Below are 24,425 nucleotides of genomic sequence, written 5' to 3'. Positions count from 1 at the left end.
TTCCCCCGAGACGTCCCGGGCGGCCCGAACGCGAGCGTCGATCGAAGCGAGGTGCTGTGGGGTCCGCGGCGTCGCAATACTCTCCGGGACCGGCGACGAGTGCGCGCGCGGTCGTAGGCGTCTGAGCGGCCCCGAACAGCGATACAGACCACTGATCCGGTCGACGAATCCCGTCGCGGCTTCGCGCGGTGATCGCCTGCTCTGAGGGGGTTTCCCGTCCCGAACGCGTACGGTGAGCCACAGAGAGATGGTGAGTTCGGCGACCCGCGCGGCGACGTTCGTTAGGAACCTCCGAGAGCTGCGGTACCGGGAGCTGCTGATGGCGTTCGCGGCGCTCGCCGTGTTCGCCGGGAGCGTCGTCCTCTTCCCGGGGACGGAGAGCGTGGCGAGGGGGATTCAGGGCGGTGTGACGCCCCTCCTGTTCGCGTTCCTACTCGTCGTCGCGGTGATCGCGGGCGCGGTGAAGGGCGCGGTCGGCTTCGGTTACGCGCTCATCACGACGCCGATATTCGCGTCCGTGATCGATCCGACGATGGCCGTCGTCGTGTTGGCGATCCCCCCGTGGATGATCAACGTCTTCCAGGTGGGCGAGACGAACACCGGCCTCGCCTACGTTAGACGCGAGTGGCAGCTCGTCGCGCTCGCGCTCGTCGGGAGCGTCGTCGGCGTCTACGTCCTCGCGTCGGTCTCGACGGGACCGCTCGTCCCGTTCGTTATCGGCGTGATCCTGCTCGGTTACGCGGCCTATCAGGTGGCGACGTCGTTCGTCGTCGTGGAGGGCGCGCACCACCCGGTGTTGCTCGGGCTCTTCGGGCTCTTGGAGGGGTTCTTCCTCGCGGTGGCGAACCTCGGGCCGCTCCTCCCCGCCTACCTCCACACGTTCGAGCGCGACCGCGAGCGCTACATCGGCGGGCTCTCAATGGTGTTCACGGTCGTCTTCACGGCGCGGATCGTCCAGATGGCGTTCTTCACTGACCTCCTGACGACGTATCGACTCTGGTTGGGCTGCGCGCTCGCGGTCGTGACGCTCGTCGGCCTGCTCGCCGGAACGGCGCTGCGCCGGGTCGGCTTCGACGAGCGTCGCTTCGACTGGGTCGTGACGGCGATGCTCGTCGTCATCAGCCTGAACATCCTCCGGAAGACGGGGCCGGCGGTCGCCCGTCGGCTCCTCGGGTCCTGAGGGGGAATCGGGGCGCTTTTGCGTGGCCCACACCGAACGCGGAGTATGAGCTTCGAAGAAGGCGATTCCGTGGTCCTCCACGACGAGCACAGCGAGTTCGACGGCGAGACCGGCGAGATCACGCAGAAGGTCGAGACGATGTTCGGCGACGCGAACTACACCGTCGCCTTCGAGGACGGACAGGAGCAGGGCGTCCCCGAGGACAACCTCGAAGCCGCCGGCGAGGACTAGTCGCACCGACCCCGAGAGTCGTACCCTTTTGCCGCTCGGGCGCGTCCGAACGCCCATGAGCGTCCCCTTCCACTACGTCGACCTGCGCACGTTCTGTTACGACACGGAGGACGAGGCGCGCGTCGAGCGCGCGCTCAGACACTTCCTCCCCGAGGAGTTCGAGGTCCAGCGCGCGGAGAGCACCGGACACAACGGCGATCGGATCGTGGTGCTGTCGGCCCGCGTCGAGAACGCGGACGGGATCCGCCACGTCCTCGACCGCCTGCGCGACGGCGCGGACGTCGACCGCCTGCGCGAGGAACTCGACCAGCGGGTGAACGAGAACTGCGCGTTCATGGCGCACCTCGACAAGCAGGCCGCGTTCGGCGGCGAGAGCCGACTCGGTGAGGGCATCTCCTTTCGCGCGAAGGTCGAGGCGTACCCGGCGACGCGCGAGGCCGCGGTGGAGAACGCCCGCGAGGCGCTCGCCTGACGCTTCAGGACGTCCACTCGCCACCGATGTCGTCGGCGATGTTCTCGCGCCACGTCTCGAAGGCGGCCGCGCAGTCGGGGTGCTCCTCGACGTGTTCGATGAAGCCCGCGCCGCCGTCGCGGACGGCGGCGCCGCACCACGGGCAACGCTCGGGGTCCTCCCAGTCGACGTCGGTCGGGTCGGCGTCTGTCACGTGGGAACGTTCGGCACGAACCGTCAAAACCGTAGCGGTGAGACCGCACCGCTTTAGCGCGCGCCGCGCGTCCCCGTCCGTATGTACGAGGCGGTCACCGCGACGCCGGACGGGGAGAGCACGGTCCGGCGTTTCGCCGCGACGGCGGCCCGGCAGGGGTTCGACGGCGTCGTCGTCCGGAACACCGAAGAGGCCGACCCGGCGTTCGACGCGACAGCCGTCCGCGAGGCGCACGACGTCGACGTCGTGGACGCCACGGAGGTCGTCGCCGACGATCCGACCGGCGCCAGCGGGCCGCTGAGCGAAGCGCGTCGCGCGCACACCGTGCTCTGCGTGCGCGGCGGTACGCCGAAGCTCAACCGCTTCGCCGCCGAGGAGGAGCGCGTCGACGTCCTGACGAAGCCGATGGCGGGACGGGGCGACGTCAACCACGTCATCGCGCGGGCCGCGGCCGACCACGACGTCCGCGTGGAGTTCGACCTCGGGGACGTGTTGCGCGCGTCCGGCGGCCCGCGCGTGCAGGCGCTGCGCGGCCTCCGAAAGCTCCGCGAGCTCGTCGAGCAGTACGACGTCCCCTACGTCGTCTCGGGGTCGCCGAGGTCGCACCTCCAGATGCGCGCACCGCGGGAGCTCCGGGCGCTCGGCGAAGCGATCGGCTTCGATGCCGCGGCGATCGAGGCCGGCCTCGCGGAGTGGGGCGTCCTCGCCGAGCGGAACCGCCGGCGGCGCTCCGCCGACTTCATTGCGCCGGGGCTCGAACGCGGACGACATGACACGGAGCGCTGAGGGACGCGCGGGGAAACCGTGAAACACCTCCCGAAACACCTCCGCCCGCGCTGGCGCTACCTCCTCGTGGGGATCGAGGCGTGGCCGAACGCCGACGTCTCCCGGCGGGACTTCCAGCGGAGCGTCTGGTTCGCCGCCCAGAACCTCCTCGGGGACGCCGCGAGCGCGGACGCCGACCTCCGCGTCCTCAGCTACGAGTTCGACGCCGGGGAGGGCGAGGCGGTCGTCCGCGCGCGCCGGGGGTACGTCTCGGAAGCGCGGGCGGCGCTCGCGTGCGTCGACGCCGTGCGCGACGACCCCGTAGGGGTCCGCGTACGGGGCGTCTCGGGCACGGTCCGTGCCGGTGAAGAAAGGTATTTAGGACGCGCGCGTGAAAATTCGGCAGAGGAAGCCGTCGTGTTCAGGAACGCCACCGCACAGGCCGTCAGCCGCGACGGCCTGGTCGACGTCACCGTCGACGGTGGGTTCGTGGGCGCGACTCGCGCTGATTTGGAGTGACACATCATGCAGGGACAAGCCCAACAGCAAGCGTACGACCGAGGTATCACTATCTTCTCACCCGACGGCCGACTCTATCAGGTCGAGTACGCGCGTGAGGCCGTCAAGCGCGGATCGGCCTCGATCGGCGTCCGCGCGAAGGACGGCGTGGTGCTCGTCGTCGACAAGCGCATCCGCTCGCCCCTGATGGAGGAGACGAGCGTCGAGAAGATCCACAAGGCCGACAACCACATCGGCATCGCGTCCGCGGGGCACGTCGCCGACGCCCGCCAGCTCATCGACTTCGCGCGCCGCGACTCGCAGGTCAACCGCGTGCGCTACGACGAGCCGATCGGCGTCGAGAGCCTCACGAAGGACATCACCGACCACATCCAGCAGTACACGCAGGTCGGCGGTGCGCGCCCGTTCGGCGTCGCGCTCCTCATCGGCGGCATCGAGGACGGCGAACCCCGTCTCTACGAGACCGATCCCTCGGGCACGCCCAACGAGTGGAAGGCGCTCGCTATCGGGTCGGGCCGCGACGACATCCAACAGCACCTCGAAGACGAGTACAGCGAGGACGTCGCACTGGAAGACGCCGTCGGCCTCGCACTCGCCGGCCTCGGCGAGGTCCACGAGGACGGCCTGACGCCTGAGGGGATCGGCGTCGCCACCGTGGACGCCGAATCCGGCTCGTTCATCGAGCTCACCAACGACGAGATCGAGGAGTACCTCGTCGAGAACGACCTCCTCGCTGAGGACGACGAGGGCGACGCGGACGCGGACGCGGACGAGCAGTCCGAATAACCCACCACACCTCCCCCGTTTTTTCAGACCGCGGAGTGGCGACGCTCTGAGACGAGACCACGAAACGGCCCCCGGTGGGCCCCAGTCTTCCGAGCGGCTTCAGTCCCCGTCGGAACGACTGGCACGCAACTGGAAACGAACGAATCTGAATATATCAATCTCCATATCCAGCGTGTCCCAGTTGTCACGGACGCTATTGAGGAGGAACAGCGACCTTCCAAACAGAGCTAGCAAAACCGCCAAAATCGAAAGCAAACCTACAGACATGTCTCTCGCTGGCGCAACTGCGCCAGCGGTCGACCGTTTGAACGCCCCTGTCATATCCGTACCGGAGGATGGAATCGCGCCGCTCATGACTCGCGGTTTCACCGCTCGCGTACTCGTGGCTCCTCCGGAATCACGTCTTCCCCGGAAAGGCCTTCAACCGTCCGCCGCAACTGTCGGACATGATTTCGCTCGACGAGGCCGTGACGGCCCGTTTGGAGTCGCACGGCGAGCGCTTCGAGGTGCTCGTCGACCCGGACGCCGCACTCGCCATCAAGCGCGGGGAGTTCGATGGCGAACTGGAGGACGTCATCGCCGCGCGCGACGTCTTCGAGAACGCCTCGCGGGGCGATCGGCCCGCGGAGGAGGACTTGGAGACCGTCTTCGGGACGACGGATCCGATGGAGATCATCCCCGAGGTCATCGAGCGGGGTGAGATCCAGATCACGGCCGAGCAACGCGAGGAGATGCAGGAGCGAAAGCGCAGACAGCTCGTCAACACCATCGCGCGCAACGCCGTGAACCCGCAGATGGACAACGCGCCCCACCCGCCGGAGCGCATCGAGTCCGCGCTCGAACAGGCGGGGTTCACGGTCGACCCGATGGAACCCGTGGAGGCGCAGGTCGACGACGCGCTCGACGCGCTCCGGCCGGTCATCCCGATCCGCTTCGAGGAGGTGACGGTCGCGGTCAGCCTCCCCGCGGATTACGCGGGCTCCGGCCAGGCGCAGATCCGGGAGTTCGGCGAGCTCGAACGCGAGGAGTGGCAGTCGGACGGCTCGTGGGTCGGCGTCCTCACCTTCCCCGCGGGGATGCGAAACGAGCTCTACGACCTCGTCGCGGAGGTCACGAGCGGCGAGGGGGAGACGCGCGTCATCAAGGACAAGGACGACCTGCGAACGCGCTGATCGATCAACGAGGTGACCGATCGGCGCGCGATCGATCGAGGGAGCGTCACGGCGGCGAGAAAGGACACGGGTACGGTCGAGACCGCACGACGCGGCCGACGTTCCGGACTCGCGGATCGCGGACGTGCTCGGCCTACCCCTTTCGGAAGCCGACGAGGAACCCGCCGGTGAAGCCGGCGGAGATGGAGAGCGTCGAGAGGATCGACATCAGCCACGAGGGCGGCGTCGACGACGCGGCGTCTTGACCGGCGCTGAGGAGGCCGGCGCTGAGGCGGTCCCACTTCACGACGAGGATCCCGCGCGATTCGAGGAAGGCGAAGAGGGCGAGCTCGATGCCGATGAGGACGGCGATGAGCTTCGCGACCTTCTTCGCGGCGAACCCCGTGACGCCGCCGATGACGGCACCGGAGCCGAAGTGGAGCCCGAGTTGACCGGGATCGATACTGAGAGCCATACGGTCGCTGGGTCGCCTCGGGGCATCACTCTTGTGGAGCCGCGTCGTCTCCGATCGCCGCCCGTTCGGGGTCCGGGGGTCGCTCGGGCGGCGTCGCCCGTCGACCGTCGATCGAGAACGGGGGACGCGCGTCGCCCACTGTCGCGTCGAGTCGTCAGCGCTCGATGATCGTGCCGTTTGCCCCGACGGCGATAGCCGGTGTGCCGAGGACGAGCGCGTCGAGTTCCGTCTGGACGGGTCGCGTCGTCTCCCAACGCCCGAGCCATCTCGCCAGCGTCGCCCCCGCAGGGATGTCGCGTCCGGGTCGGTGGAGGACGGCTCCGTCGGCCCCGACGGCGGAGACGCAGCCACACGAACCGATTTCGACGGCGGCGAGCGTCGCCTCGCAGGGATCGGCGACGTCCCATCCGTCGGCCGTCTCGCTGTAGAGCGCGCCGCCAACGGCGTGCGCCGTTCCGCCGGCGACGGCGACACCGCGCAGCGTCGCGTCCGCGTCGTCGATTCCGATCCGGTCCCACGAGGCCCCATCGCGCGTCTCGAAGACGTCCCCGTTCGAGTCGACCGCGACGACGCGTCCGTCAGCGGCCGTCACGTCCCGAATCGCCGCCCCGCTTCCGGGCGTCGCGTGCGTCCAATCGCGCTCGCGCCCGCGCTCCTCGGTCGAGACGTGGACGTGCCCGGAGCTATCGGCGACGTAGACGCTCGTCCCGTCGCCCGGTTCGAGCGCGACGCTCGTGAACTGATTCGTCACGTCGTCCGGCGCGCGGTGGGTGGTGACGTCGCCCGTCGCGGCGTCGACGACCGCGAGCGCGCCGCTGGCGCCCACGATCCAGACGCGCTCGCCGTCACTCGCGGCGGCGTGGAGGTTCGATCCGTTCCCGTCCGGGCCGTTCGCCGTGAGGACGCGCCACTCGCCCGCGTCGGAGGTGCGTTCGAGGACGACGCCGCCGCCGCCGACCGCGTACGTCCGATCGCCCGCGCGCGCGACGCCGTGGAGCGCCCGGTCGGTCGGTGAGTCCACCGGCTGCCAGTCGCGCCCCGATCCCGTTCCGGCGGCGCTCGCGGTTCCCGTCGTCCCCCACGCGAGCGCGGCTCCGGTCGCGGCACCGAGGAACCGTCGACGCGAGACGTCGATCATCGTGTCCGACGGTTCGTCCGGACCCGGTTTCAGCTTGGTGGCTGTCGAGCGCGCCACGCGTCCGGTATCCCGCGGGATCGTTTGGCGCTCGAAACCGACGCAACGCCTTTCGTGCCACCCGACGAAGTGCGGGTCATGGCACACGACACGTCGCGCGCCGTCCCGTGGCTCCCCGCGGCCGTCACCGGAGCCGTCGCCTTCGCTCTCGAGTTCCTCGTCGTCTACCTCTGGCAGGCGAACCGGGTGCGCGAGAACCTCGAAGGGCTCAACGCGATCATCGAACTCGTCGGCGGGCAGGCGATCCCCGCGTGGAAGGTCGTCGGCTGGCTCTTCTACAACGCGCACTTCGTCGACCTCACGCGCCCGGCGCTCGGCGGCGGGCGGGCGACGACGAACCTCATCGCGAGCGGCAACGCCCCCCAGTTGCTCTACGTCCTCCCGCCGCTGTTCCTCCTCGTCGCGGGCGTCGTCCTCGTCCGCTACGTCGGCCTCGCCGCGCCCCGCGACGGCGCACTCTGCGGGACCGTCGTCTCGCTCGGCTACGCGATCCCGGCGTGGATCGGCGTCTTCGCCGTCCGGGTCACGACCGACGGCGCGTGGATGGGGCCCGCGGTCGCCCTCGGGCTCGTCCTCGCCGGCGTCGTCTACCCCGTCGCTTTCGGGGCCATCGGCGGCGCCCTCGCCGCACTCACGAGCGACTGAGCCGGCCGAGGGTGTATCGGCACCTGTCGAACCCGCTCCGACACGCATTAGGTCACGTATCGGGTTGAGGGGCGTATGGATTCGGACGCACGCGCCGGCCTCGCGGAGCGTATCGCGGGCGAGATCACGCTCAGCGACGATCCCGGCGCGACACTGCGCAAGTGGCGCACCGACTTCGACGTCTCGCAGACCGAGCTGGCCGACCAGCTCGACGTCTCCTCCTCCGTCATCTCCGACTACGAGAGCGGACGCCGTGAGAGCCCGGGGATCGGTCTCGTCTCCCGGCTCGTCGTCGCCCTCCTCGACATCGACGAGCGCCGTGGCGGCGATCGGATCCGGCAGTACGCCCGCGTCCTCTCCGCGGGCTTCGAGAGCGACGTCGTCCTCGACCTCCGCGAGTATCCGGCGACCGTCCCGCTCGCGGACGTCTACGACGCCATCGGCGCGACCGAGATCGTCTCCGGCGATCGCGACCGCGTGAGCGGACACACCATCATCGACAGCATCAAGGCCATCACTCGACTCACCAGCGACGAGTTCTACCGGCTCTACGGCCAGTCGACGAACCGCATTCTCGGCTTCACCGGCGTCACGCGCGGCGAGTCGCCGCTCGTCGCGCTCCGCGTCGTCAACCCGACGCCGAACGCCGTTCTCCTCCACGGGCTGGACGAGGCGGACCTCTGGGAGCACGCCCCGCGACTCGCCCAGCGCGACGGGTTCTCCCTCGCCGTCTGTACCACCCCGGTCGACGAGATGCTCGACGCGCTCCGCTCGATCGCCGACTAAGCGTCGAGCGCGCCGTCGTTCCGACCGGCGCTCGGCGCGTCTCGGTTCCGGTTCCGTTCCGCGCCACGCTTCCGCCCGCTCGTTCTCACGCGGTCTCGTCAGCCCACGCGATCGCGTCAACCGCGTCAGTCCACGTATCGGTACGTCCGCTCGTTCATCGGCCCCCAGCCGTCGAAGACGAACTCGTCCTCGGGGGTGGTGAACGCCGCCATCTCGGACTGCTTCGCGTGGTTGTGACGGTCGTGGACCCGCTCGTACTCCGAGAACGTGAGGTCGTACCGAGCCCCGAGGCGATCGAAGATCGAGAGCGCGTCGATCTCCTCGCGCCACCCCTCGCGGACCGTCTCGGCGTGCACCTCCGCCTGCGCGCCCGACCCGTAGGAGGCGACGAGCAGTTCCTCGTCCGCGAGGTCGCGCCCGCTCTGCGCGGCGTGGCGGAGCGCCGAGAGGCGTGCGAGGTGGACCGACCCCGTGTACCAGTTGCCGACGCGCTCGCTGAGCGCCAGCGTCGGCTGGATGCGCGCGTCGTACCACTCGCGGTACTCCGGACGCTCTTTCAGCGCGTCCGTGTAGTCGCTGACGGCGTCCTCGAACGCGCCCTCGTCGTCGAACGCCTCGCGGCGCGGCTGGCGACCGATGTCCGCGGCGAGGGCGTCCTCGACGTCCGTCCCGCGGATCGTGTGTCGGTACGCCAAGAGCGCGGCCTTGCGTACCATCCCCGGATACGGCGTGTGGAACGGCGCGTACGCGTAGTCGTCGGGCTCGACGCGGCCCGCGACGCTCTCGAAGTCCTCCAGCGCCTCGCGCATCCGCGCGAGATAGACCTTGATCGAGCGCTTCCCGTCGACGCTCGGGAACTGCTGATTGGGCTTCAGGAAGTCCGTCTCGTCGGCCGACCCGTACCCCTGTTCGACGGAGAGCGCGACGAGCGAGGGGTCCTCGGTGACCCACATCGCCACCGCACCCGCACCCTGCGTCGCCTCGCCCGCGTCGCCGCGCTCGTAGAGGGCGGTGTCGCTCGCGATCACGAGCGCGCCCCGCCCCCGGTGTCGCCCCGCGCGGATCCAGTTGCACGCGTCGTCCAGACTCTGGGTGCCCGCGATGCAGGCGAACTTCCGCTCGCCCTTGTTCGCGTGGTGGAAGTCGCCCTCGTACACCTGTTCGAGGCAGCCCGCGATGTAGGTGGAGACGGGCTTCGAGTTGTCGAACGCGGACTCGGTGGCGACGTCGATCCGGCCGACGTCGTCGGGAGCGAGTCCCTTACGTTCCATCAGTCGGTACGCGGCGTTCGCGCCCATCGTCACGATGTCCTCGTGGGCGTCGGGGAACGAACTCTCGCGGAGCCCCAATCCCTTCGTGTACTTCGCCGGATCGTCGCCCTGCTCCGGGGCGAACGTCTCGGCGAGGTCGAGCGACAACTTACCGGTCCAGACCTCGACCGCGTCGATGCCGACGGCTGTCATGGGCTGTCATTCACGAAACTGGCGTATGTGTCTGTCGATAGGTGCTTCGACGGGTGACGAACGCCGCGGACGCTACGACGCGTAGACGTCGCTTCGTGACGGGGACACGGTCACGCCGTCGCCGCAGAGCAGCCGCTGCCACGACGCCGTCGCGCTCGTCCCCGCGGCCACCGGGAACGCGGTCGGAACGGAGACGCGCACGGGCCCCCGCGCGATCAGTCCGCCCTGCGGCGTGCTCACCGGCGCGGGATCGAGCGCGACGCTCCCGACGCCTTCTCCGCGTAGTCGCCGCGTAGGACGACGATCTCCGAGCGCCCCGAGAAGTTCTCCGTCGCCAACCGTCCGGTCGCCGGCGGCGGGTTCCGCCCGTTCGTCTGACCGGGATAGCGCGTCCCGAGCGTCACCGGGACGGGCCGGGCCGGGCGTCGCCCGACCACGACGTCCGCAGGATCGCGTTTCGCACCTCGACGAGCTGATTCTGGACGGTCTGGCTGTGCCGGAACGCCGCCCGCGCGTTCGACGCCGGCACGACCTGCGCCTGATAGAGCGACAGCGCGATCACGAGCATCCCGAACAACAGTATCGCCGATCAACCCGGCGACCGTGCGCTCGTCGCTCATGCCGTCGCGTTAGTCGGCAGAGAGCCTAAAGGGTACGGTGAATACGAAGGACCGTCTGGTCGGAGGCCAAGTGATTAGTGATTCCTGGGCTCAATGATGCCGATAGAATCGGGTTATTCACACCTGATTCGGAGGTGAGAGACCCTCAATATGCACCGTTCTGGAACGAGAGCGTTTGCGTCGATCCGTCGGAGAACGTGAACGTGATTCGGACAGGCTCGTTCTGCACGTCAACCGGTTCGACCCTGTCGTTACCTTGTCCGGGATTACCCCAAGGGGGCCAGCCGTTTCCTTGTCCGGTACCACTTGGCTTCTGGAACCGTTGTAGACGTACGACGGTTTCTTCGCTCGCCTCGATCGTTGCATCGCTCGTCAGCGAGACGGTTTCGCCGAGAGGATAGTAGGTGAGGTCGTTGTTCGCTGTGTTATCGTCGTTGGCGTCGTAGTAGCCATCTCCGATGTGTATTTCCGGCTGCCCACTACTCTGATCCTGAAGCCGAGTCGCATCGCTCGACGGGAGGGAAACGCTGATCTTCGTGATTGTGGCGGCTTCAGACGCAGTCATCGTAAATTGAATCGTACTTCCTCCGTTGTACGGCCCGGCGTCGCCGTTGTAAATTAACGTCTCTCTATCGTTGGGATCGTTATTTTCGTCATCACTCGTACTGCTGGGAACGGTCACCGTGAAGTTCGTCCGCTGCACTCGTGGGCCGTCGGTCCCGTTCGGCCCGAACGAGACGTTCACACTGTACGTACCGCTCGTTTCCGGAGCCGTGTAGTCGAATCTCGCTTTTCCGTTCCTGTTTGTAATCTGGCTCGTATCTTGGATCTCTCCGCCATCTGTACTCGCGTTTATTATCATTCCCGCGTAAGGATTGAGGTACTGGTCGTGCGCCTGTACACTGAGGCTGATGGTCTCACCACTGGACACCCGCAACGCTTGCGCCGATTCCCGTGTGACGTACGCCGGCTCGCTCGTCGCTTCACCCCCCACACTCACGGCCCCGATTCGGAGGGTCGCGTTCGTCGCCGAGACGTTCACACGGCCGTCACCTCCAAGTTCGCTCCGCGGGAGCAGGTCGCTCCACGTCGTACCCGTCCCGCTCACCGGGTAGCGCGTCGGGAGCGAGACGTTCAACGAGCCGTTCACGTAGGTGCCGCCGCTCGGCCTGCTCACCGACTCGGGATCGACCGTCGCGCTTCCGATCCCGGTCTCGCCGTAGTCGCCCTGGAGGACGACGAGCGAGACGCGATCGCCCGACGCCGAGACGAGCGAGTCGTTCGTGAGCGGGAGGGAGCGCGGATCGCCGCCGCTCGTGAAGGTGTTGTAGAGGAGGGTGTTCTCGTAGACGGTCGTCGGCGCGTTCCGGTACTCGTTGTAGTCCGGCGTGTAGACGAGCGCGCTCGTCGGGTAGGTGAGAGTGTGGCCCTTACTCTGCAAGTACGCTTGTAACCCCTCCGGCCCGCTCGCCGCGCGAACGTTCGTGACCGTGACGTTCCCCAACTCCGCCGTCGCTAATTGGCCCGTCGCGGGCGGCGGATTGACCGCGACGGTCCGGCTGGGGTAGCGTGTACCGAGCGTCACCGAGGTCGGCTGGCTGTTCCCCGACCACGCCGTTCGGAGGATCGCGTTTCGGACGTCCTCCAGTTGGTTTTGGACCTGCTGGCTGTGTTCGAACTCCGCGCGTTGGTTCTCGCTTGGAACGACCTGGGCCTGATAGAGGGAGAGGGAGATGACGAGGATGCCGAACAGTAACACCGCGCCGATGAGTCCGGCGACGGCCCTCCGATCGCTCATTGGCACGGCTTTCGGCCGGCGTAGTCGTAAACCCGGCGGTTACGCCGACTCCTCGTCGTCCTCGATGACCTCCGGGTCGGCGAGGGCGCTCTGGAGGCTGTCGAGTCCGCTCAGCCAGTCCGTCAGCGGGCCGTACTCCAGTTCCTCCGTGATGGAGAGGTCGATCTCGTCGCCCTCGAAGAGGCGCGACCCCGCGCCCGCAACGAGATCGAGTGCGCGATCGAACTCCTCGTCCTGCTCGGCGGCCGCGGCCGCCTCGACGTACTCCTGGACGCTGGCGTCCTCCGCGGCGCCGTTGGAGACGTAGACGTCCGCAGAGTAGAAGACGGCGACGAGGCTCGTCTGGACGCCCTCGACGAGCATCCGCTTGTCCTCGTCGTCGAACTCGGGTTCGGCGAGGACGACCTCGCGGATGGATTCGAGTTCCGCGACCGCCTCGTCCTGCGTGATCTCGTCGTCCTGGTGGGCGGAGACGATCTTCGCCACGGCGATGGCGACGTCGTCTTGGAGGTTGTAGAGCAGGCGCGCGGAGTCCTCGTCCTCGGGATCGAGGTCCTCGTCGCGGAGTCGATCGAGCCAGTTTTGCCAGCGTTCGGCGGAGTAGAACTCCTCCTCGGTGTCGCTCATACCCCATACGTCCGGAGCGCGGGACAAATGCCTTTCCTATGCGCGACGGCGCGTCACGCGCTCGCACGCCCGCCTCGCGCCGTCAGTCGAGCGTCGCGGTGGTGTCGATGCCGTAAACCGCGTCGGGCGTCTCGACGTGCGCCCGGCGCACCGCCGCATCGTCGCCGCGCTCCTGGAGCCACGCTACCCGCCGGGGCACCGTCTTCGGCCCCATCACCGCGCCCGGCCGGTCGGCGTCGTCCACGTAGTCCGTCTCCATCAAGAACGGCTCGTCCGACGCGACCGCCTCGTTCAGGTACTCCTTCTCGCACATCACGCTCTTCGTCACGCCCGCGAGCGTCCCGCTCGCGTAGTGTTTCACGACGCGTTCCGGCGGCACGCCGGCCGCCTCCGCCCACGCCGCGACGTCCGTCAGATCCTCCGTGGCCTCGGTGTGCAACTGGAGGGCGACGCCCGTCTCCGCCGCGCAGTCGAGGGCGTGGCGCAGCACGCGGTTCGAGGCGTCCCACACCTCGTCGCTCACCTCGTAGTGCGGGCGCCCGGACTTCAGCGCGACCGCCTCGCCGTCGGCGGCGTACTCCGCGGCGACGTCGAGGCCCGCGCACAGCAGTTCGGCGGCCTCGTCGGGCGCGAAGCCGCGCTCGTCGACGAGCCGCGAGAGCAGTCCGGGATGCACCCCGAGGACGGGCCACGCCCGCCCGCGGAGTTCCGCGGTGGCGTCCGCGACGATCCCGAGGGTTTCCTCGAAGACCGGCCGGAAGTCCGCGCCGACGTCCGCCTCGACGCCGAGGTGCCACGAGGGCTTGTTCACGACGAGCAGGTGCGTGCCGCCCGCTCGTGCGAACTCCCGGACGGCGTCGATGCCGCGCGCGCCGTCGCGGTCGAGATGCAGATGGTCGTCGAGGACGGGAGTCCCTAGGTCGCGCATACCGGGGGTCGGGGTTCCACGACGAAAAACCCGGCCCGTTCGGCCGCGTCGCCGTGCGGGGCGTCGGACCTACTCCCCGCCCGGTTCTTCGAGGACGAGCGCGTCGTCCGCGGCGTTTCGCAGGGCGTCCGAGCGGCCGTGTTCGCCCGGCGCGATGGCGAGCGTCCCGACGCCGTTCTCCCCGGCCTTCTCCAGGACGGGCTTGAAGTCGGTGTCGCGCGAGGCGATGGCGAGCAGGTCGACGTGCTCGCTCAGGACGAGTTCGGTCGCGTCGACGGCGAGTTTCACGTCCACGTCACCGCTCGTGACGCGGACGTCGTAGCCGCGCGCCTCGCCCGCCTGGATGAGGCCGGGCGTCGCGTGTTCGTCGAGGTAGAGCCGCGAGACGACGAGCCGTCCCTCCTCGCGGGCCGCGTGCAGTACGTCGTCCAAGTCGACGTCGAACTCGTCGCGCAGGACGTTCGGGCCGTCGACGAAGAGCGCGACGCCCGCCTCGCCGCCCGTCAGGGCGTCACGGAGCCGTTCCATACCGCTCACTGGGCGGCCCGCGAGTAAAGCGGTGGCGAAAGCCCGCTCCGAGCACGACGGCGCTCGTCCCGTACCGTCCGAGAGACGGACGCGCCGTAGCGTTACGGCTGTCCCTGGCCGGTCGGACGCACCATGAGCTCGTTGACGCTCACGTGTTCGGGCTGATCGGTCGCGTAGACGATGGCGCGCGCGATGTCCGCGGGCTGGAGGACGTCCATCTCCGCGAGCATCTCCTCGGTGTGGTCCTGGATGTCCTCGTCGGGGATGTGATCGGCGAGCTCGGTCTCGACGAATCCGGGTTCGATCAGCGTCGTCCGCAGGCCGTTGTCGGCCTCCTCCTGGCGGAGCCCCTCGGTGAAGGCGTTGACGCCGAACTTCGTGGCGCTGTATCCACTCGACGTCTCGCCCGCGACGCGGCCCGCGACCGACGAGACGTTGATCACGTGGCCGCCCTCGCGGAGGTGCGGGAGCGCCTCCTTCGTGGCGTTCATCAGCCCGATGAGGTTCACCTCGATCATCGTCCGCCAGTTCGACGGGTCGGCGTCCGCGACGGCTTCGAGGAGCATCACGCCCGCGTTGTTCACGAGGACGTCGAGCCCGCCGAGTTCGTCGACGGTGTCGGCGACCATGCGAACGACCTCGTCGCGCTCGCTGACGTCCGCGGGGACGACGAGCGCCTCGCTGCCCGTCGCCTCGACGCGGTCCGCGACCTCTCGAAGGCGCCCCTCGCGGCGCGCGGCGAGCGCGACGTCCGCGCCGGCCTCGGCGAGCTGGACGGCGGTCTCCGCACCGATCCCCGACGATGCACCCGTGACGAGCGCGACGCTGTCGTCTTCGATCATACCTCATCTATGCGCCCCGTCCCCATTGTGCTCCGGGGAATCGGCACGTCGCGCCGCGGCCACCGGGGGTCGGGCGCGATCCGAGGGGGTGAAACCCGACGAGCCCGTTCGGGGAGACGAATGGCGCAACGCTTCCGCTGGACGCACACGCTCGCCGACGGCCGCGACGCCACGGTTTCACGCGTCGCCGGGGCGCACGAGAGCGGCGACGACGCGCGCCGGCGCTACGACTGCCGACTACCCAGCGACGTCACGGCGTCGACGCCCGACGAGCGCGTGCGCATGACGCGCGAGGACGGGGACGGCGACGATCGCCTCATCGTCGTCGTGCCCGACGGCGCGGGCGTCGTCCGCCTCCGACTGACCGCCGAGGACGGCCGGAGCGCGATCCCCCTCCTCGGCCCGACGCTCGGCGCCACCCTGACCGACGCCCTCCGCGGCGACGGTGACGCCGCGCGCTCGCTCGTCGCGGCCCGTGGAACCGCCGTCGCCGCCGTCCACGCCTGCGCGCACGCCCTCGACACCGAGGGGATCGTCGCGCTCGTCGACGCGCTCGCCGACGCGAGCGGGACGGCCTCCGATGAACTTCACGCCCGCCGATACGCGCTCTGTCGCGCCGCCGCGCGCGGTACCAACGGCCTCGCGGTCACCGGTCCCGAAGCCTTCGAGGCGCTCGTCGACGGCCTCGATTCGGCGGCCGAGATCGGCGAGGTGGACGCGCTCGACGCCCTCGGTGATCTGGTCGCGGTCCACGGCCTCGACACCGTCCGGGCCCTCGGCTACGACCTCGTCCGACTCGCGCACCGCGGCGACGGCCGCTTCCGAGCGTACTGGCTCGCCGCGCTCGCCCGCGACCGCGGGATCGACGCGGCCCGCGACGTCGCGGGGGCGCACGAGAGCGGCGACGGCAACGACTACGCTCGGCTGAAGGACCGAGCGGTCACCGCCGAGTACCGCGAACGCGGCGCGGCGTGGCGCGCGCTCTGCGGCCCCGCGAGCCGCCGCTCGCGGGAGACCTTCCGATACGTGCTCGCCAACGCCTGTTACTGGACGGGCGAGACCGGCAGAACGGACGCCCGCGCGGACGAGCTCTGCTACGAGGGTGCGCTCGCCGCCGTCCCCGCCGACCTCGACTGGATCCGCGTCCGCGCGCGCTACGAGCGAGCGCGCGCCGTCGGCCACCGCCACCGGAGCGCGACGAACCACGCGCTCGCCATCGCGGCCTTCGAGCGCGCCCGCGACGTCGCCGCGTCCTGCCCGGACGACGACGTGGCGCCCTGGGACCCGCTCTACAGTCGGACGGTCGTGGCGTCGAACGCGCGTTCGGCCGCGGGCGACCACGCCGGGGCCGTCGGGGTGTTGGAGGACGGTCTCGACGCGCTCGCGGCGTACGACATCCCGGAGACGCGCGCCGACGAGATCCGACATCACCTCCGCGGTCAGCGTCACGAGCGCCTCGCGCTCCTCGCCCGCCGCGAGGACGACGGGGCGGTGGAGACGCACCTCGACGCCGCCGTCGAACACTACGAGGCCGCGGATCTCGATCGCTCGCGCGACCGCGTCGCCGCGAAGCGCGACGACGCCGCGAACGAGGACGCGACCGACCGCGCGCGACGGGCGGCGCGTTCGGCGGGCGGCGCCGGTCCGGCACCGCGTCCCCCGAGCGACGACACCGGCCCGTCGCTCGCCGACATCCCGGACCTCCACGACTCCCTCACGGCGAGCGACCCGAACGCCGTCGGGAGCGCGGACCCCGGCGTCGTCGAGCGCGGACCGCGGGATCCCGAGTACTAGGCTCTCCGTCACGCGGCGCGCGGCCCGCGACACGGCGACCGATACCGGCGGTACTCTCGGAGAGGGAGACGACTATACCGATCGATACCCTCCGGTTACGCCGATGACGGACGCTGACGACACGGGCACTGTCCCGTCACGATTGAGTCGCCTCCTCTTTGCGAGCGGTCTCGCGATCCTCGCCATCCGGAACCTCACCAACCTCGACGGTCGCATCGCCTACGCGGACGCGAAGGGCGTCCCGGCCCCCGACAAGCTCGTCCCCGCGGCGAGCGCGCTCCTCCTCGGCGGGAGCGCGAGCATCGGCTTCTGGAAGCTCCCCCGGCTCGCCGCCGCCAGCATCGCCGGGTTCTTCCTCGGCGTCACGCCGGTCATGCACGACTTCTGGAACGTCGATGAGGAGTCGCGCGGCGAGGAGCTCACGTCGTTCCTGCAGAACCTCACGCTGCTCGGCGCGGCCATCGCGTTCTACGAGCACGCCACGCGGGACTGACGCGCGAGCGCGAAAAACGGTCCTTCTTACGCCGTCGACGAGTCGATGTCGCCGTTCACGCGGACGAACCCGTAGTCGCACTCCGGGCAGTACCACTTCGTCTTCAGCCCGAGGTGGAGGTTGGTCGCCGCCGCGCGGTAGAACGTCTGCTCCTCCTCGCACTCCGGACAGTCGTGATCGAGCTCCGTGGCCATGCCTCCGGGTCGACGCGCGAGGGTGTTTAACGTATCGGGACCGAGCGCGCTACACCGGTAGCGTCGCCTGCCGCGAGCCGTCGAGTGCGCCCTCGTGTTCGAGCAGGCGCCGCTTCACCCCGAGCGCGTCCGGGTGGTCGATCGAGAACCCCCCGAGACCGTCCGCCGCGACGACGCGATGGCACGGGACGACGATCGGGACGGCGTTGCGCCCGCAGGCCTGCCCGACCGCGACCGCCGCGCTATCGAGCGTCGCCGCGAGGTCGCCGTACGTCCGTGTCTCCCCGTACGGGATCGCCGCCATCGCGGCCATCACCTCGCCCGTGAACCCCTCGGCGTAAGTCACGCCGACGTCGAACGCCGTTCGCCCCCCGCGTTCGTACGACGCGAGCTGTGCGCGGAGCGACGACTCCGCGACGTCCAGCGGGCTCGTGTCGATGTCGAACGTCGCCCCGAACGCGCTGTATCGCACGCCTCTATCGAGGAGAGACGGACGCATAAAGGCACTCGCCGCACCGAGCGGGCGCGGGCGTGCGACGCCGCGGACGACGCACAGGCGGGACCTTCTTTGCCCCGCGACACGCACACGTCGGCGTGAGTATCACGCTCTACGCGCTGGAGGGGTGTCCCTACTGCGAGCGGGTGCACGACGCCCTCGACGCGAACGACATCGACTACGAGACGGTGTGGACGGCGGCCCTGCACTCCGAGCGCGACGCGGTCAAGCGAATCAGCGGCCAGCGGGCCGTCCCCGTCCTCGTCGACGACGAACGCGGCGTCACGATGCCCGAATCCGAGAACATCTGTACCTACGTCGAACGAACGCTCGCGGACGCCGAGGCGGGGACGTGACCATCTACACCGGCCGCGGCGACGAAGGCCGCACCGACCTCCGCGGAGCGGAACGCGTCTCCAAGACGAACCCCCGGATCGAGGCCTACGGCACCGTCGACGAGGTGAACAGCCTCCTCGGCGTCGCGCTCCCGACGGGCTACGACGACGTCGATCGCGCCCTCCACGACGCACAGCATCACCTCCACGTCGCGCAGGCCGACCTCGCCAATCCCGACCCCGACGAGGACCCTCGAATCACCGACGCACACGTCGAGACCGTCGAGGGCTGGATCGACGACGCCGACGACGAACTCGAGCCGCTCACCAACTTCGTCCTCCCCGGAGGGAGCGAGTCCGGCGCGTCCCTTCATCACGCTCGCTCGGTCGCCCGGCGCGCCGAACGCCGCGCCGTCGCGCTCGCCGAGGACGAGGCGATCAACGAGACCGTCGTCGTCTACCTCAACCGCCTCTCGGACGCGCTGTTCACGCTCGCCAGACTCCTCAACGCCCGCAACGGCGTCCCCGAAGACGAACCCACGTACTGACACGGTGTGTGGGACCGCGTCGGCGATCGGGGTCGAATAAGCAGCCTTAAGTCCGCCCTGCCGCTACCACGTCGTGCGGGTCGGTGGTCTAGTCCGGTTATGACGGCTCCTTCACACGGAGCAGGCCGGCGGTTCGAATCCGCCCCGACCCACTCGGTTCCTTGCCGCTCGTGAAGGGGGTCGCGGTTCCGACTCACCCTCTGATCGGATCGTGTTTCGTTCGGTAGCCCCACGCTTCGCGTTCGACGTCACTGACGCGGTAGAGGCGGATGTCGCGTTCGCGTTTGGTCTTCACGGGGACGTCGTAGTGGGTGGCGTCGTAGTCGAAGGCGGCGTCGCTCTCGCGGACGAACTCGCGGTGGCGCTCCAGTCGGTCGCGGGCGACGTCAGCGCTGAACGTTTCGACGTCGGCGGCGCGCTTCGCGAACCCCTCGACGAGGCCGTCGTCGAGTTCGTAGCCGACGGAGTGGCGCGCGGCGGCCATCGCGGCGAGCGTCGTCGTGCCGGTCCCCCAGAAGGGATCGAGGACGGTGTCGCCCCGGACGCTGAACATATTGATGAGCCGATACGGGATCTCGAAGGGGTAGGCGGCGGAGCGCTCGCGCTCGCCGCGTGCGGCGGGAAGCGACTGTCGGCGGCCCCGGACGTCGGTCCAGACGTCGCTGAACCAACGATTGCGTTCCTCCCAGAAGTACGCGGCGGCGTAGCGGTCGGGGTCGTGGGGCGGGAAATCCCGGGGTTCGGGGCCGTTGCGGAGGACGAGCACGTGTTCGTGCTCGAGGGTGACGTAGGCGTTGGGTGGGAGGGTCCCGCTCCCCATGAACTTCGCGGCGGTGTTGGTGGGTTTGCGCCAGAGGACCCCCGGGAGGGGATGGAAGCCGCGCTCGGCGAACGCGTCGGCGACGCGAGCGTGGTTGCGGTAGACCCGGTAGTTCTCGACGGTTCGAGTCGCGTCGCCGACGTCGAGGCACGCGAGCCCGCCGGGGGCGAGGACGCGCGCGATCTCGTCCCAGACGTCGTCGAGAATCCGGTGCATCGCGTCGTAGGCGCGCTGACCGTCGCCGGCGTCGAGCGCGTCGCCGACGGCGGGATCGAGATCGCAGAAGAGGTCGTCCCACATCTCGACCATCGGGTAGGGCGGGGAGGTGACGACGAGATCGACGCTGTCGTCGTCGAGGGCGCCGAGGTCCCGCGCGTCGGCCGCGACGACGCGATGGGTAGTCTCCATGCGAGAGCGTATCACCTCGATGGATTAACGGTTCTGATGCGTCGCTAGCGGCGCGCGCCCGGTTCGGGTTTCTCCCGGTCGAGCACGCCGAGGACGTCACGGAGGAGCCAGAGGACGACGAGATAGCCGACGACGGCGCCGATGGCGGCGATGCCGACGAGGCTGGCGATCGACCCGTAGAAAAACAGGGGGTACGCGGTCGCGGGATCGCTCGCGCGGAGCGCGACGCCGGCGCCGGCGAGGGCGAAGCCGACGAGCCAGAAGAGGCTCCCGACGGTGCTGACGACGGCGAGCGCCGGGTGAGCGAATCGGTAGAAGAATCCGGGGAGACGCCCCGCAGTGGTGTCGGCCGGCATGAGCGAGCGTGGGGACGGGGGCACCTTTAACTTCCCGGGTCGGTGCGGCCCGAGGCGTGTCGTCCCCGGTCGGTCGAGACGAAACGCCCGATGCGAGGGGAGCGACCGGCCGGCAGAGCGGAGAAGCCGAACGCGAAAACGGAGAACGGCCGGCGGGTGCGCCGCGTCGCTTACAGCAGATCTTCGACGTCGTCGGCGACTTCCTCGGGGGTGTCACCCACGGGAACGCCGGCGTCGTTGAGCGCGTCGATCTTGGACGCGGCGGTTCCCGTCCCGGAGCCGGAGACGATGGCGCCGGCGTGCCCCATGCGCTTGCCCGGGGGCGCGGTGCGGCCGGCGATGAAGCCCGCGACGGGCGTGTCCATGTGCTCGGCGATGTACGCGGCGGCCTCCTCCTCGTCCTCGCCGCCGATTTCGCCGCACATGACCACGGCGTCGGTGTCGGGGTCGTTCTCGAAGAGTTCGAGCGCGTCGATGAACGACGTGCCGATGATGGGGTCGCCGCCGATTCCGATGGCGGTCGTCTGCCCGATGCCGCGCTGGGTGAGCGAGTCGACGACCTGGTAGGTGAGGGTGCCGGAGCGCGAGACGAGACCGACGTTCCCCTCGGAGAAGATGTTCCCCGGGAGGATGCCGAGTTTCGACTCGCCGGGCGTGATGATGCCGGGGCAGTTCGGGCCCTGTAGGCGCGTGTCGACCTCATCGAGGCGCTTGTTGACCTTCGCCATGTCCTGTGTCGGGATGCCCTCCGTGATGGCGACGACGAGGTCGAGGTCCGTGTCGAGGGCCTCGAAGATGGCGTCCGCGGCGAACGCGGGCGGGACGAAGACGACCGAGGCGTCGGCGTCCTCCGCTTCGACGGCTTCCTCCACGGTGTCATAGACCGGGACGCCGGCGACCTCCTGACCGCCTTTGCCGGGCGACGTGCCGGCGACGACGTTCGTCCCGTACTCGATCATCTGTTCGGTGTGGAACTTACCCTCGCCGCCCGTGATACCCTGCACGACGACGCGGGTGTCTTCGTCGACTAGAATGCTCATTGTTCGTCCTCCGCGTATTCGACGGTCCGCTGGACCGCCCCTTCGAGCGTCTCTTCGACCGTGACGAGCTCGTCGTTGAGGATCTCACGGCCCTCTTCGGCGTTCGTTCCGGCGAGTCGGACGACGACCGGTTTCGGGATCTCGTCGAACTGGCCGAGGGCCTCGTTGATGCCCTTGGCGACCTCGTCGCCACGCGTGATGCCGCCAAAGATGTTGAAGACGACCGCGTCGACGTTGTCGTCGCTGAACACCATGTCGAGGGCGTTCACGACGCGCTCGGCCTTCGCGCCGCCGCCGATGTCGAGGAAGTTCGCGGGCTTCCCGCCGTAGTAGTCGACGAGGTCGAGCGTCGTCATGACGAGGCCGGCGCCGTTGCCGATGATGCCGACGTTCCCGTCCAAGCGGACGTAGTCGAAGCCGTACTCGTTGGCCTTGGCTTCGAGGGCGTCCTCCGCGGCCTCGTCCTCCATCTCGGCGAGGTCGGGGTGACGGAAGAGCGCGTCGTCGTCGACGTTGAGGACGGCGTCGGCCGCGATGACCTCGTCGTCCTCCGTGATCATCAGGGGGTTGATCTCGGCGTCGCTCGCGTCGTTGTTCTCCCAGAGGTCGTAGAGCGTCGTGAGGACGCTCGCGACGTCGCGTGCGACCGCCTTCGGGACGCCCGCGTCGTAGACGGCCTTCCGGGCCTGATAGGGGTGCATCCCGAACGCGGGGTCGATGTGCTCGCGGGCGATGGCCTCGGGGTTCTCCGCGGCCACCTCCTCGATGTTCACGCCGCCCTGCGTGGATACCATGGCGACGGGCTTGCCCTCGCCGCGATCCATCGTGATCCCGACGTAGAGCTCGTTCTTGAAGTCGACCGCCCCCTCAACGAGGACCTTGTCGACGTGGTAGCCCTTGAGGTCCATGCCAAGGATCGCGTCGGCGGCCTCGCGGGCCTCCTCGGCGTTCTCGACGAGCTTGATGCCGCCGGCCTTCCCACGTCCGCCGACGTGGACCTGTGCCTTCACCGCCACCGGATACCCGATCTCCTCCGCGTGCTCGACGGCCTCGTCGACCGTCGTCGCGAGCGCGGACGGGGGCGTCGGGACACCCGCGTCGGCGAAGACGTCCTTCGCCTGGTACTCGTGCAGCCTCATGTGTAACTCGTCCGTAGGTTCCCGAGATGGTGAGTTAGTAGTATCGGAACGTGACTGAGCGCCACACACCGCCCGTCGAGCGACGCACCCGGCACAAAAGATACATGATACGATCCGTCTACTGTCGCGCGATGCCGAGAGTTCTCATGGCGTCCGGATTCGTGGGGCTGACCGTACAGATGCTCTGGGGGATCGGAAACGTCGCGGGACACGTCGTCGGCGTGCCGCCGTACTGGGGACAACTGGTCGGCGCGCACGCCCACTTCGGCGTCCTCGGAATCCTCGCCGTCGTCACGGGTCTCGCGGTCGATCACTACGGCACAAGCGGGACGCGCCGGAGCGTCGCCGTCTGGTGGTTCGTCATCGGCCAGTGGCTCCTTCCCGCGACGCTCGTCGTGCAGGCGGCGCTCGGCCTCCCGCGACTCGGCATGCTCGCGTTCGTCTGGGGGGTCCTGCTCACCGCCGCCATGGCCGCGATGGCGCTCGAAGCGTGGGACGGGGCGCCGGGCGGCGCCCCCGTGTGAGGCCGAGCGACCGCGAGGGATCGGTTCCCGACCGCCGCGCCATCGATCACACTTATTCGCCGCCCCGCCGATAGGGGCCGTATGCGCGCTGTCCGCTACCACGAGACCGGCGGCCCGGAGGTACTGCAGGTCGACGAGGACGTCCCGACGCCCGAACCCGGCCACGGCGAGGTCCGGATCGACGTCGCGGCCGCGGCCGTCAACCCCGTCGACACCTACTATCGGGCGGGCGACTACGAGCTCCCCGGTCTGCCCGCGATCCCGGGCGACGACGTCGCGGGCGTCGTCGACGCCGTCGGTCCGGGCGTCGGCGCGTGGCGGGCGGGCGATCGCGTCTTCGGGACGGGGATCGGCGCGAGCGGCCGCGGGTCGTACGCCGAGTACGCCACGGTTCCCGCGGGGGACCTCGCCGCGCTGCCCGACGGCGTCTCGTTCGCGGAGGGCGCGGCGATCGCCGTCGTCGGCGTCACCGCGTGGCGCGCGCTCGTCGATCACGCCGACGTCGAGCCCGCGGAGACATGCCTGATCCACGGCGGGTCGGGCGGCGTCGGCCACGCGGCCGTCCAGATCGCGGACGCGGCGGGCGCGACGGTCACGACGACCGCGAGCGACGCGTACCACGACCGCCTACGGACGCTGGGCGCGGACGCCGTCCTCGACTACGGCCGCGACGACCTCGCCGCGGCCGTCACCGAGGCGGGCGCGCCCGACGTGATCGTCGACCACCGGCTGAACGACTACGTCGGCCTCGACGCGGACGTCGCGGCCCACGGCGCACGCGTCGTCGGGCTCGGCGACACCGAACCCGCGGCGACGATCCCCGACGTTCCGAGCGCACGCGCGAAGGAGCTCACCGTCTCGCTGATGAGCATGTACAACACGCCCGACATCGGCGCCGTGCTCGACCGGCTCGCCGGACTGCTCGCGGACGGTCGCCTCGCGCCCGAGATCGAGCGCACCTACGGTCTCGACGAGGCCGCCGACGCGCACCGCGCCGTCGTCGAGGACTCCTTCTTCGGCAAGCTCGTCGTGGAGCCCTGAGCCGGCGCTAAGGTCCGCGGAAGCGTACCCTTA

General features: G+C 69.5%; 33 protein-coding genes and 1 tRNA gene. 16 read left to right on the top strand and 18 right to left on the bottom strand.

The genetic code is table 11. The features are described from left to right. The first annotated feature begins 319 nt into the window (after positions 1-319). From IEX91_RS07380 to IEX91_RS07370, 3 genes are read left to right on the top strand one after another with little or no spacing between them, the layout of a single operon-like run. Positions 320-1,180 carry a TSUP family transporter gene (locus IEX91_RS07380; RefSeq protein WP_211086858.1) on the top strand — a complete coding sequence of 287 codons (861 nt, stop codon included), beginning with the start codon at positions 320-322 and terminating at the stop codon, positions 1,178-1,180. Between the two features lie 45 nt (positions 1,181-1,225). Then, positions 1,226-1,411: a DUF1918 domain-containing protein gene (locus IEX91_RS07375; protein WP_188878062.1), complete on the top strand. Its 186-nt coding sequence runs from the start codon at positions 1,226-1,228 to the stop codon at positions 1,409-1,411. 55 nt (positions 1,412-1,466) lie between these two features. Then, on the top strand, positions 1,467-1,883 hold the full coding sequence (locus IEX91_RS07370) for an RNA-binding protein (protein ID WP_188878060.1): 417 nt from the start codon (positions 1,467-1,469) through the stop codon (positions 1,881-1,883). A 4-nt stretch (positions 1,884-1,887) separates the two neighbouring features. Here the strand turns inward: IEX91_RS07370 and IEX91_RS07365 are convergent, their stop codons facing one another. Beyond that, the gene (locus IEX91_RS07365; protein ID WP_188878059.1) at positions 1,888-2,076 is read right to left on the bottom strand and encodes a DUF7501 family protein; all 189 of its coding nucleotides are present in this window, start codon (positions 2,074-2,076) and stop codon (positions 1,888-1,890) included. Positions 2,077-2,157: 81 nt separating this feature from the next. Between IEX91_RS07365 and IEX91_RS07360 the strand changes: the two genes are divergently transcribed. From IEX91_RS07360 to IEX91_RS07345, 4 genes are all read left to right on the top strand, one after another. Next, positions 2,158-2,862, top strand: a complete 705-nt coding sequence (locus IEX91_RS07360; RefSeq protein ID WP_188878058.1) for an RNase P subunit p30 family protein — start codon at positions 2,158-2,160, stop codon at positions 2,860-2,862. 18 nt (positions 2,863-2,880) lie between these two features. Next, positions 2,881-3,360, top strand: coding sequence for an Rpp14/Pop5 family protein (locus tag IEX91_RS07355; RefSeq protein WP_188878057.1), 480 nt, complete (start codon positions 2,881-2,883; stop codon positions 3,358-3,360). 6 nt (positions 3,361-3,366) lie between these two features. Further along, the gene (psmA, locus tag IEX91_RS07350) at positions 3,367-4,146 is read left to right on the top strand and encodes an archaeal proteasome endopeptidase complex subunit alpha (protein WP_188878056.1); all 780 of its coding nucleotides are present in this window, start codon (positions 3,367-3,369) and stop codon (positions 4,144-4,146) included. Positions 4,147-4,592: 446 nt separating this feature from the next. Continuing rightward, complete coding sequence (locus IEX91_RS07345; protein ID WP_188878055.1) at positions 4,593-5,318, top strand: ribosome assembly factor SBDS; 726 nt, start codon at positions 4,593-4,595, stop codon at positions 5,316-5,318. Between the two features lie 133 nt (positions 5,319-5,451). On the opposite strand, the gene IEX91_RS07340 is transcribed toward IEX91_RS07345, so the two are convergent. After that, positions 5,452-5,772 (bottom strand): FUN14 domain-containing protein, encoded by a 321-nt coding sequence (locus tag IEX91_RS07340; protein ID WP_188878054.1) that lies wholly within the window; start codon positions 5,770-5,772, stop codon positions 5,452-5,454. A gap of 154 nt (positions 5,773-5,926) precedes the next feature. Then, positions 5,927-6,910, bottom strand: a complete 984-nt coding sequence (locus IEX91_RS07335; protein ID WP_188878053.1) for a PQQ-like beta-propeller repeat protein — start codon at positions 6,908-6,910, stop codon at positions 5,927-5,929. 135 nt (positions 6,911-7,045) lie between these two features. On the opposite strand from IEX91_RS07335, the gene IEX91_RS07330 reads away from it, so the two are divergent. Both IEX91_RS07330 and IEX91_RS07325 read left to right on the top strand, forming a co-directional pair. Beyond that, positions 7,046-7,612, top strand: coding sequence for a transporter (locus IEX91_RS07330; protein WP_188878052.1), 567 nt, complete (start codon positions 7,046-7,048; stop codon positions 7,610-7,612). Between the two features lie 75 nt (positions 7,613-7,687). After that, positions 7,688-8,398: a helix-turn-helix domain-containing protein gene (locus IEX91_RS07325; protein WP_188878051.1), complete on the top strand. Its 711-nt coding sequence runs from the start codon at positions 7,688-7,690 to the stop codon at positions 8,396-8,398. A gap of 125 nt (positions 8,399-8,523) precedes the next feature. Here the strand turns inward: IEX91_RS07325 and hmgB are convergent, their stop codons facing one another. From hmgB to IEX91_RS07280, 9 genes are all read right to left on the bottom strand, one after another. Beyond that, complete coding sequence (gene hmgB / locus IEX91_RS07320) at positions 8,524-9,861, bottom strand: hydroxymethylglutaryl-CoA synthase (protein ID WP_188878050.1); 1,338 nt, start codon at positions 9,859-9,861, stop codon at positions 8,524-8,526. A 72-nt stretch (positions 9,862-9,933) separates the two neighbouring features. After that, on the bottom strand, positions 9,934-10,101 hold the full coding sequence (locus tag IEX91_RS07315; RefSeq protein ID WP_188878049.1) for a hypothetical protein: 168 nt from the start codon (positions 10,099-10,101) through the stop codon (positions 9,934-9,936). Beyond that, positions 10,098-10,265: a hypothetical protein gene (locus IEX91_RS07310; RefSeq protein WP_188878048.1), complete on the bottom strand. Its 168-nt coding sequence runs from the start codon at positions 10,263-10,265 to the stop codon at positions 10,098-10,100. Before IEX91_RS07310 ends, IEX91_RS07315 begins: the two co-directional genes overlap by 4 nt. Further along, complete coding sequence (locus IEX91_RS07305; protein WP_188878047.1) at positions 10,262-10,423, bottom strand: hypothetical protein; 162 nt, start codon at positions 10,421-10,423, stop codon at positions 10,262-10,264. The genes IEX91_RS07310 and IEX91_RS07305 overlap by 4 nt, the downstream gene beginning before the upstream one ends. A gap of 203 nt (positions 10,424-10,626) precedes the next feature. Next, positions 10,627-12,279, bottom strand: a complete 1,653-nt coding sequence (locus IEX91_RS07300; protein WP_188878046.1) for an Ig-like domain-containing protein — start codon at positions 12,277-12,279, stop codon at positions 10,627-10,629. Positions 12,280-12,318: 39 nt separating this feature from the next. Beyond that, positions 12,319-12,906 (bottom strand): DUF2150 family protein, encoded by a 588-nt coding sequence (locus IEX91_RS07295; protein ID WP_188878045.1) that lies wholly within the window; start codon positions 12,904-12,906, stop codon positions 12,319-12,321. Positions 12,907-12,988: 82 nt separating this feature from the next. Next, on the bottom strand, positions 12,989-13,834 hold the full coding sequence (locus IEX91_RS07290) for a TatD family hydrolase (protein ID WP_188878044.1): 846 nt from the start codon (positions 13,832-13,834) through the stop codon (positions 12,989-12,991). 69 nt (positions 13,835-13,903) lie between these two features. After that, positions 13,904-14,362 carry an NYN domain-containing protein gene (locus IEX91_RS07285; RefSeq protein WP_188878043.1) on the bottom strand — a complete coding sequence of 153 codons (459 nt, stop codon included), beginning with the start codon at positions 14,360-14,362 and terminating at the stop codon, positions 13,904-13,906. Between the two features lie 101 nt (positions 14,363-14,463). Next, positions 14,464-15,204, bottom strand: a complete 741-nt coding sequence (locus IEX91_RS07280) for an SDR family oxidoreductase (RefSeq protein ID WP_188878042.1) — start codon at positions 15,202-15,204, stop codon at positions 14,464-14,466. 120 nt (positions 15,205-15,324) lie between these two features. Between IEX91_RS07280 and IEX91_RS07275 the strand changes: the two genes are divergently transcribed. Then, positions 15,325-16,998 (top strand): hypothetical protein, encoded by a 1,674-nt coding sequence (locus IEX91_RS07275; RefSeq protein ID WP_188878041.1) that lies wholly within the window; start codon positions 15,325-15,327, stop codon positions 16,996-16,998. 103 nt (positions 16,999-17,101) lie between these two features. Beyond that, on the top strand, positions 17,102-17,491 hold the full coding sequence (locus IEX91_RS07270) for a DoxX family protein (RefSeq protein WP_188878040.1): 390 nt from the start codon (positions 17,102-17,104) through the stop codon (positions 17,489-17,491). 26 nt (positions 17,492-17,517) lie between these two features. Here the strand turns inward: IEX91_RS07270 and IEX91_RS07265 are convergent, their stop codons facing one another. Both IEX91_RS07265 and IEX91_RS07260 read right to left on the bottom strand, forming a co-directional pair. Next, positions 17,518-17,685: a DUF7838 family putative zinc beta-ribbon protein gene (locus IEX91_RS07265; RefSeq protein ID WP_188878039.1), complete on the bottom strand. Its 168-nt coding sequence runs from the start codon at positions 17,683-17,685 to the stop codon at positions 17,518-17,520. A gap of 49 nt (positions 17,686-17,734) precedes the next feature. After that, positions 17,735-18,157, bottom strand: coding sequence for a methylated-DNA--[protein]-cysteine S-methyltransferase (locus IEX91_RS07260; RefSeq protein ID WP_229772821.1), 423 nt, complete (start codon positions 18,155-18,157; stop codon positions 17,735-17,737). Between the two features lie 122 nt (positions 18,158-18,279). On the opposite strand from IEX91_RS07260, the gene IEX91_RS07255 reads away from it, so the two are divergent. The 3 genes from IEX91_RS07255 (at position 18,280) to IEX91_RS07245 (ending at position 19,216) form a co-directional block, all read left to right on the top strand. Further along, positions 18,280-18,537 carry a glutaredoxin family protein gene (locus tag IEX91_RS07255; RefSeq protein ID WP_188878037.1) on the top strand — a complete coding sequence of 86 codons (258 nt, stop codon included), beginning with the start codon at positions 18,280-18,282 and terminating at the stop codon, positions 18,535-18,537. Then, positions 18,534-19,064, top strand: a complete 531-nt coding sequence (locus IEX91_RS07250; RefSeq protein ID WP_188878036.1) for a cob(I)yrinic acid a,c-diamide adenosyltransferase — start codon at positions 18,534-18,536, stop codon at positions 19,062-19,064. Before IEX91_RS07255 ends, IEX91_RS07250 begins: the two co-directional genes overlap by 4 nt. A 77-nt stretch (positions 19,065-19,141) precedes the next feature. Beyond that, positions 19,142-19,216, top strand: a tRNA-Val gene (locus IEX91_RS07245). A 41-nt stretch (positions 19,217-19,257) separates the two neighbouring features. Here IEX91_RS07245 and IEX91_RS07240 read toward each other — a convergent pair. The 4 genes from IEX91_RS07240 to sucC form a co-directional block, all read right to left on the bottom strand. Then, entirely contained in the window at positions 19,258-20,292 is a 1,035-nt protein-coding gene (locus IEX91_RS07240) for a DNA-methyltransferase (protein WP_188878035.1), read from the bottom strand. A 44-nt stretch (positions 20,293-20,336) separates the two neighbouring features. After that, a complete protein-coding gene (locus IEX91_RS07235) occupies positions 20,337-20,648 on the bottom strand; it encodes a hypothetical protein (RefSeq protein WP_188878033.1) in 312 nt (103 codons plus the stop codon). 170 nt (positions 20,649-20,818) lie between these two features. Next, entirely contained in the window at positions 20,819-21,688 is an 870-nt protein-coding gene (gene sucD, locus IEX91_RS07230) for a succinate--CoA ligase subunit alpha (RefSeq protein WP_188878031.1), read from the bottom strand. Continuing rightward, positions 21,685-22,827 (bottom strand): ADP-forming succinate--CoA ligase subunit beta, encoded by a 1,143-nt coding sequence (gene sucC, locus IEX91_RS07225; protein ID WP_188878030.1) that lies wholly within the window; start codon positions 22,825-22,827, stop codon positions 21,685-21,687. The genes sucD and sucC overlap by 4 nt, the downstream gene beginning before the upstream one ends. Before the next feature lie 131 nt (positions 22,828-22,958). On the opposite strand from sucC, the gene IEX91_RS07220 reads away from it, so the two are divergent. Together IEX91_RS07220 and IEX91_RS07215 are read left to right on the top strand one after the other, a co-directional pair. Continuing rightward, on the top strand, positions 22,959-23,351 hold the full coding sequence (locus IEX91_RS07220) for a hypothetical protein (protein WP_188878029.1): 393 nt from the start codon (positions 22,959-22,961) through the stop codon (positions 23,349-23,351). 81 nt (positions 23,352-23,432) lie between these two features. After that, positions 23,433-24,392, top strand: a complete 960-nt coding sequence (locus tag IEX91_RS07215; protein ID WP_188878028.1) for an NADPH:quinone reductase — start codon at positions 23,433-23,435, stop codon at positions 24,390-24,392. The last annotated feature ends 33 nt before the right edge of the window (positions 24,393-24,425 follow it).

Origin of the sequence: Halarchaeum nitratireducens (assembly GCF_014647155.1) — an archaeon.
Lineage (GTDB): Archaea > Halobacteriota > Halobacteria > Halobacteriales > Halobacteriaceae > Halarchaeum > Halarchaeum nitratireducens.
Note: the sequence above shows the minus strand (reverse complement) of the source record. Positions and strands in the feature narration are given on the sequence as shown.